Raw genomic sequence first — 3,037 nt, 5'->3', positions numbered from 1 at the left:
GTCGTGCTGCGCGGCGACACCGACCCGGCCGAGGAGACGCCGGAGGGGGAGGGCGGTGTAGGACTGCAACGTGGACTTAAGCATTATAGTCGAATAACCTGGGAAGGTTAATCAAAGAGGGTAATAATCCCGTAGACGAAATAGCGCTTATACCTAGCAGTATCCTGAGTAGGGCTGGACACGCGAAATCCAGTTTGAATCCGGGAGGACCATCTCCCAACCCTAAATACTCCTTAGTGACCGATAGTGAACCAGTACCGTGAGGGAAAGGTGAAAAGAACCCCGAGAGGGGAGTGAAATAGCACCTGAAACCGTGTGCCTACAAGAAGTTCGAGCCCGTTAATGGGTGAGAGCGTGCCTTTTGTAGAATGAACCGGCGAGTTACGTTATGATGCGAGGTTAAGTTGAAGAGACGGAGCCGTAGGGAAACCGAGTCTGAATAGGGCGACTTAGTATCATGATGTAGACCCGAAACCTAGTGACCTATCCATGAGCAGGGTGAAGGTGTGGTAAGACGCACTGGAGGCCCGAACCAGGACACGTTGAAAAGTGTTTGGATGACTTGTGGATAGCGGAGAAATTCCAAACGAACTGGGAGATAGCTGGTTCTCTCCGAAATAGCTTTAGGGCTAGCGTCGAAATGTAAGTGTATTGGAGGTAGAGCACTGTTTGGGTGAGGGGTCCGTCTAGGATTACCAATCTCAGATAAACTCCGAATGCTAATACACATGTTCGGCAGTCAGACTGCGAGTGCTAAGATCCGTAGTCGAAAGGGAAACAGCCCAGACCAACAGCTAAGGTCCCAAAATATATGTTAAGTGGAAAAGGATGTGGGGTTGCACAGACAACTAGGATGTTAGCTCAGAAGCAGCTATCATTCAAAGAGTGCGTAATAGCTCACTAGTCGAGTGACCCTGCGCCGAAAATGTACCGGGGCTAAACATATTACCGAAGCTTTGGATTGATATTTTATCAATGGTAGGAGAGCGTTCTTAACCGCGATGAAGGTATACCGTGAGGAGTGCTGGAGCGTTAAGAAGTGAGAATGCCGGTATGAGTAGCGCAAGATAAGTGAGAATCTTATCCACCGTAAGACTAAGGTTTCCAGGGGAAGGCTCGTCCGCCCTGGGTTAGTCGGGACCTAAGGCGAGGCCGAAAGGCGTAGTCGATGGACAACTGGTTGATATTCCAGTACTAGATATGATCGTGATGGAGGGACGCAGTAGGCTAAGAGATGCCAGTTAATGGATTCTGGTCTAAGCAGTGAGGTGTGAGATGTGTCAAATGCATTTCTCTTTAACATTGAGCTGTGATGGGGAAGCAACTACGGTTGCGAACTCTCTGATGTCACACTGCCAAGAAAAGCTTCTAGCGTAAAGTCATATCTACCCGTACCGCAAACCGACACAGGTAGTCGAGGCGAGTAGCCTCAGGTGATCGAGAGAACTCTCGTTAAGGAACTCGGCAAAATAGCCCCGTAACTTCGGGAGAAGGGGTGCTGGTGTAAAAGCCAGCCGCAGTGAATAGGCCCAAGCAACTGTTTATCAAAAACACAGCTCTCTGCTAAACCGCAAGGTGATGTATAGGGGGTGACGCCTGCCCGGTGCTGGAAGGTTAAGAGGAGTGCTTAGACGTAAGTCGAAGGTATGAATTGAAGCCCCAGTAAACGGCGGCCGTAACTATAACGGTCCTAAGGTAGCGAAATTCCTTGTCGGGTAAGTTCCGACCCGCACGAAAGGCGTAATGATTTGGGCACTGTCTCAACGAGAGACTCGGTGAAATTTTAGTACCTGTGAAGATGCAGGTTACCCGCGACAGGACGGAAAGACCCCATGGAGCTTTACTGTAGTTTGATATTGAGTACCTGTAAGTCATGTACAGGATAGGTAGGAGCCATTGAAATAGGGACGCTAGTTTCTATTGAGGCGTTGTTGGGATACTACCCTTGACTTATGGTTACTCTAACCCGCTGGCATAATCGGCCAGGGAGACAGTGTCTGACGGACAGTTTGACTGGGGCGGTCGCCTCCTAAAGAGTAACGGAGGCGCTCAAAGGTTGGCTCAGATTGGTTGGAAATCAATCGTAGAGTGTAAAGGTAAAAGCCAGCTTGACTGCGAGAGCTACAACTCGAGCAGGTAGGAAACTAGGACTTAGTGATCCGGTGGTACCGCATGGAAGGGCCATCGCTCAACGGATAAAAGCTACCCTGGGGATAACAGGCTTATCTCCCCCAAGAGTTCACATCGACGGGGAGGTTTGGCACCTCGATGTCGGCTCGTCGCATCCTGGGGCTGTAGTCGGTCCCAAGGGTTGGGCTGTTCGCCCATTAAAGCGGCACGCGAGCTGGGTTCAGAACGTCGTGAGACAGTTCGGTCCCTATCCGTCGCGGGCGTAGGTAATTTGAGAGGATCTGTCCTTAGTACGAGAGGACCGGGATGGACTTACCGCTGGTGTACCAGTTGTTCCGCCAGGAGCACGGCTGGATAGCTATGTAGGGAAGGGATAAGCGCTGAAAGCATCTAAGTGCGAAGCCCACCTCAAGATGAGATTACCCATTCGTAAGAATTAAGAGCCCAGAGAGATGATCTGGTAGATAGGCTGGAAGTGGAAGAGTTGCGAGACTTGGAGCGGACCAGTACTAATCGCTCGAGGACTTTACCAAAAGAGTCAAATATAATATGCTTATGGTTTAAAAGTTAGAAGAATTGTTATTTAGTTTTGAATGTTCAAGGTAACATTTAATGATTTGGTCATCATTGCGATGGAGATACACCTGTTCCCATGTCGAACACAGAAGTTAAGTCCATCTACGGCGGAAGTACTTGGGGGTTGCCCCCTGGGAGATAGGCGAGTGGCCAAGTTGAAAGTATGGTCCGTTGGTCAAGGGGTTAAGACACCGCCTTTTCACGGCGGTAACACGGGTTCGAATCCCGTACGGACTATATCTGGAGGATTACCCAAGTCCGGCTGAAGGGAACGGTCTTGAAAACCGTCAGGCGTGTAAAAGCGTGCGTGGGTTCGAATCCCACATCCTCC

At 50.0% G+C, this 3,037-nt stretch carries 2 tRNA genes and 2 rRNA genes; all 4 read left to right on the top strand.

The window, feature by feature from the left end:
* Positions 1-2,663 (top strand): 23S ribosomal RNA (locus AB0M22_RS45595); the annotation flags it as partial.
* 83 nt (positions 2,664-2,746) lie between these two features.
* Positions 2,747-2,862, top strand: a 5S ribosomal RNA gene (gene rrf / locus AB0M22_RS45590).
* A 9-nt stretch (positions 2,863-2,871) separates the two neighbouring features.
* A tRNA-Glu gene (locus tag AB0M22_RS45585) sits at positions 2,872-2,943 on the top strand.
* 5 nt (positions 2,944-2,948) lie between these two features.
* Positions 2,949-3,037: transfer RNA gene (locus AB0M22_RS45580), tRNA-Ser, on the top strand.

Source organism: Nocardia sp. NPDC051756 (assembly GCF_040681495.1).
Classification (GTDB): Bacteria; Actinomycetota; Actinomycetes; order Mycobacteriales; family Mycobacteriaceae; genus Nocardia.
The sequence above is the reverse complement of the archived record's forward strand: the minus strand, read 5'-3'. Positions and strand labels throughout refer to the sequence as shown.